This window comes from Ramlibacter sp., assembly GCF_035706265.1.
Classification (GTDB): domain Bacteria; phylum Pseudomonadota; class Gammaproteobacteria; order Burkholderiales; family Burkholderiaceae_C; genus Ramlibacter.
This window is the reverse complement of the sequence record NZ_DASSVG010000385.1, coordinates 1-3,055: the sequence shown is the minus strand read 5'-3', so window position 1 is coordinate 3,055 and position 3,055 is coordinate 1. Positions and strand designations below refer to the sequence as shown.

Genomic DNA, 3,055 nt, shown 5'->3' with positions numbered 1-3,055 from the left:
GCCTCCACCAACGCCTTCATCAACACCGGCGACGGCCTGGGCATGGCGGCGCGCGCCGGCATCCCGCTGCAGGACCTGGAGTTCTGGCAGTTCCACCCCACCGGCGTGGCCGGCGCGGGCGTGCTGCTCACCGAGGGCTGCCGCGGCGAAGGCGCCATCCTGCTCAATAGCAACGGCGAGCGCTTCATGGAGCGCTACGCGCCCACGCTGAAGGACCTGGCGCCGCGCGACTTCGTCTCCCGCTCGATGGACCAGGAGATCAAGGAAGGGCGCGGCTGCGGCCCGAACAAGGACTACGTGCTGCTCAAGCTCGACCACCTGGGCGCCGAGACCATCCACAAGCGCCTGCCCTCGGTGTACGAGATCGGCGTCAACTTCGCCAACGTCGACATCACGCGCGAGCCGATCCCGGTGGTGCCCACCATCCACTACCAGATGGGCGGCATCCCGACCAACATCCACGGCCAGGTGGTGACGCAGCAGGGCGGCGACGACAACGCCGTCGTCAACGGCCTGTACGCCGTGGGCGAGTGCTCCTGCGTCTCGGTGCACGGCGCCAACCGCCTGGGCACCAACTCGCTGCTGGACCTGCTGGTGTTCGGCAAGGCCGCCGGCAACCACATCGTCGAATTCGCCAGCCGCACCAGGTCGCACAAGGACCTGCCGGCCGACGCCGCCGAGCGCTCGCTGGAGCGCCTGAACCGGCTCGAGAACGCCTCCTCGGGCGAATACGCGCAGAACGTCGCCAACGACATCCGCGCCACCATGCAGCAGCACGCGGGCGTGTTCCGCACCCAGGCCAGCATGGACGAGGGCGTGCGCAAGATCGCGGCGATCCGCGAGCGCATGGGCACCATCGGCCTGAAGGACAAGTCGCGCGTGTTCAACACCGCCCGCGTCGAGGCGCTGGAAGTCGAGAACCTGATCGAGGTGGCGCAGGCCACCATGGTCTCGGCGGCCGCCCGCAAGGAATGCCGCGGCGCCCACACCGTGAGCGACTACGAGCGCCCGGCGGACGACCCGGTCGCCCCGCTCGGCCGCGACGACGCCAACTGGATGAAGCACTCGCTCTGGTACCGCGAAGGCAACCGCCTCGCCTACAAGCCCGTGAAGCTCAAGCCCCTGTCCGTCGAGTCCGTGCCGCCGAAGGTCCGCACCTTCTAAGTAGTTTTCGAAAGATCCCAAGACATGCAAAAGCGCACCTTCCACATCTACCGCTACGACCCGGACAAGGACGACAAGCCGTACATGCAGACGGTGGAGATCGAACTCGAGGGCAACGAGCGCATGCTGCTCGACGCCCTGATGAAGCTCAAGGCCCAGGACCCCTCGATCGCCTTCCGCCGCTCCTGCCGCGAAGGCGTCTGCGGCTCCGACGCGATGAACATCAACGGCAAGAACGGCCTGGCGTGCCTGACCAACCTGCGCACGCTGAAGGACCCGATCGTCCTGAAGCCGCTGCCGGGCCTGCCCGTGATCCGCGACCTGATCGTGGACATGACGCAGTTCTTCAAGCAGTACCACTCGATCAAGCCCTACCTGATCAACGACAGCATCCCGCCCGAGAAGGAGCGCCTGCAGTCGCCCGAGGAGCGCGAGGAGCTCAACGGCCTGTACGAGTGCATCCTGTGCGCGAGCTGCTCGACCAGCTGCCCCAGCTTCTGGTGGAACCCGGACAAGTTCGTCGGCCCGGCCGGCCTGCTGCAGGCCTACCGCTTCCTCGCCGACAGCCGCGACGAGGCCACGGGCGAGCGCCTGGACAACCTGGAAGACCCGTACCGCCTGTTCCGCTGCCACACGATCATGAATTGCGTCGACGTCTGCCCGAAGGGGCTGAATCCGACCATGGCGATCGGCAAGATCAAGGAGCTGATGGTCCGGCGTGCTGTCTGACGCAGGTCAAAAGACAACTCGCCAAAACCGGAGCGACAATGGACGACGAGCTGCTGGATGACCGCGGCCTCAGCAAGTTGCGGTGGCGTTGCCGCCGCGGGCTGCTGGAAAACGACCTCTTCATCGAGCGGTTCTTCGATCGGCATGCGTCGCGCCTGACCGTTGGGCAGGCCCGGGCGCTCGGCGATCTGATGGACCTGGCCGACAACGACCTGCTGGACCTGCTGCTCAAACGCAAGGAACCGGCCGGCGCCCTGGACCGCCCGGACATCAAGGAAGTGCTGGAGATGCTGCGCATGCCCGCAGGCGCATCACCGGGACACGGGCATTGAAACCTGACAGGAAAGACTATGAAACTCGCTGATTACAAGGCCACTCTGTCGTTCAGCAACGGCAGCCCCAGCGTCGAGATGCCGGTGTACAACGGCACCATCGGCCCGGACGTGATCGACATCCGCAAGCTCTACGCCCAGACCGGCATGTTCACCTACGACCCGGGCTTCCTGTCCACGGCGTCGTGCCAGTCGACCATCACCTACATCGACGGCGACAAGGGCGAGCTGCTGTACCGCGGCTATCCGATCGAGCAGCTGGCCACCAACTGCGACTACCTCGAGACCTGCTACCTGCTGCTGTACGGCGAGCTGCCCAACCCGCAGCAGAAGAAGGACTTCGTGGCGCGCGTGACCAACCACACGATGGTCAACGAGCAGATGCAGTTCTTCCTGCGCGGCTTCCGCCGCGACGCGCACCCGATGGCCGTGCTGACGGGCCTGGTGGGCGCGCTGTCGGCCTTCTACCACGACAGCACGGACATCAACAATCCCGAGCACCGCGAGATCAGCGCCATCCGCCTGATCGCCAAGATGCCGACGCTGGTGTCGATGGCGTACAAGTACTCGGTCGGCCAGCCGTACATCTACCCGAAGAACTCGCTGTCGTACACCGAGAACTTCATGCGCATGATGTTCGCCACGCCGTGCGAGGACTACGAACCCAACGACGTGCTGGTGCGCGCGATGGACCGCATCTTCATCCTGCACGCCGACCACGAGCAGAACGCCTCCACCTCCACGGTGCGCCTGTGCGGCTCTTCCGGCACCAACCCGTTCGCCGCCATCGCGGCCGGCGTGGCCTGCCTGTGGGGCCCGGCGCACGGCGG

4 protein-coding genes are annotated in these 3,055 nt (G+C 66.1%); all 4 read left to right on the top strand.

Features of this window, described 5'->3' with window-relative positions; translation table 11 throughout:
• On the top strand, positions 1 to 1,164 hold a 1,164-nt coding region (locus VFM98_RS13880; protein ID WP_325110505.1), incomplete at its 5' end, for an FAD-binding protein.
• A 24-nt stretch (positions 1,165 to 1,188) separates the two neighbouring features.
• Positions 1,189 to 1,893, top strand: coding sequence for a succinate dehydrogenase iron-sulfur subunit (locus VFM98_RS13875; RefSeq protein ID WP_325110504.1), 705 nt, complete (start codon positions 1,189 to 1,191; stop codon positions 1,891 to 1,893).
• 38 nt (positions 1,894 to 1,931) lie between these two features.
• The gene (locus VFM98_RS13870; protein WP_325110503.1) at positions 1,932 to 2,225 is read left to right on the top strand and encodes a succinate dehydrogenase assembly factor 2; all 294 of its coding nucleotides are present in this window, start codon (positions 1,932 to 1,934) and stop codon (positions 2,223 to 2,225) included.
• Between the two features lie 18 nt (positions 2,226 to 2,243).
• A partial coding sequence (locus VFM98_RS13865) for a citrate/2-methylcitrate synthase (RefSeq protein WP_325110502.1) occupies positions 2,244 to 3,055 on the top strand: 812 nt, incomplete at its 3' end.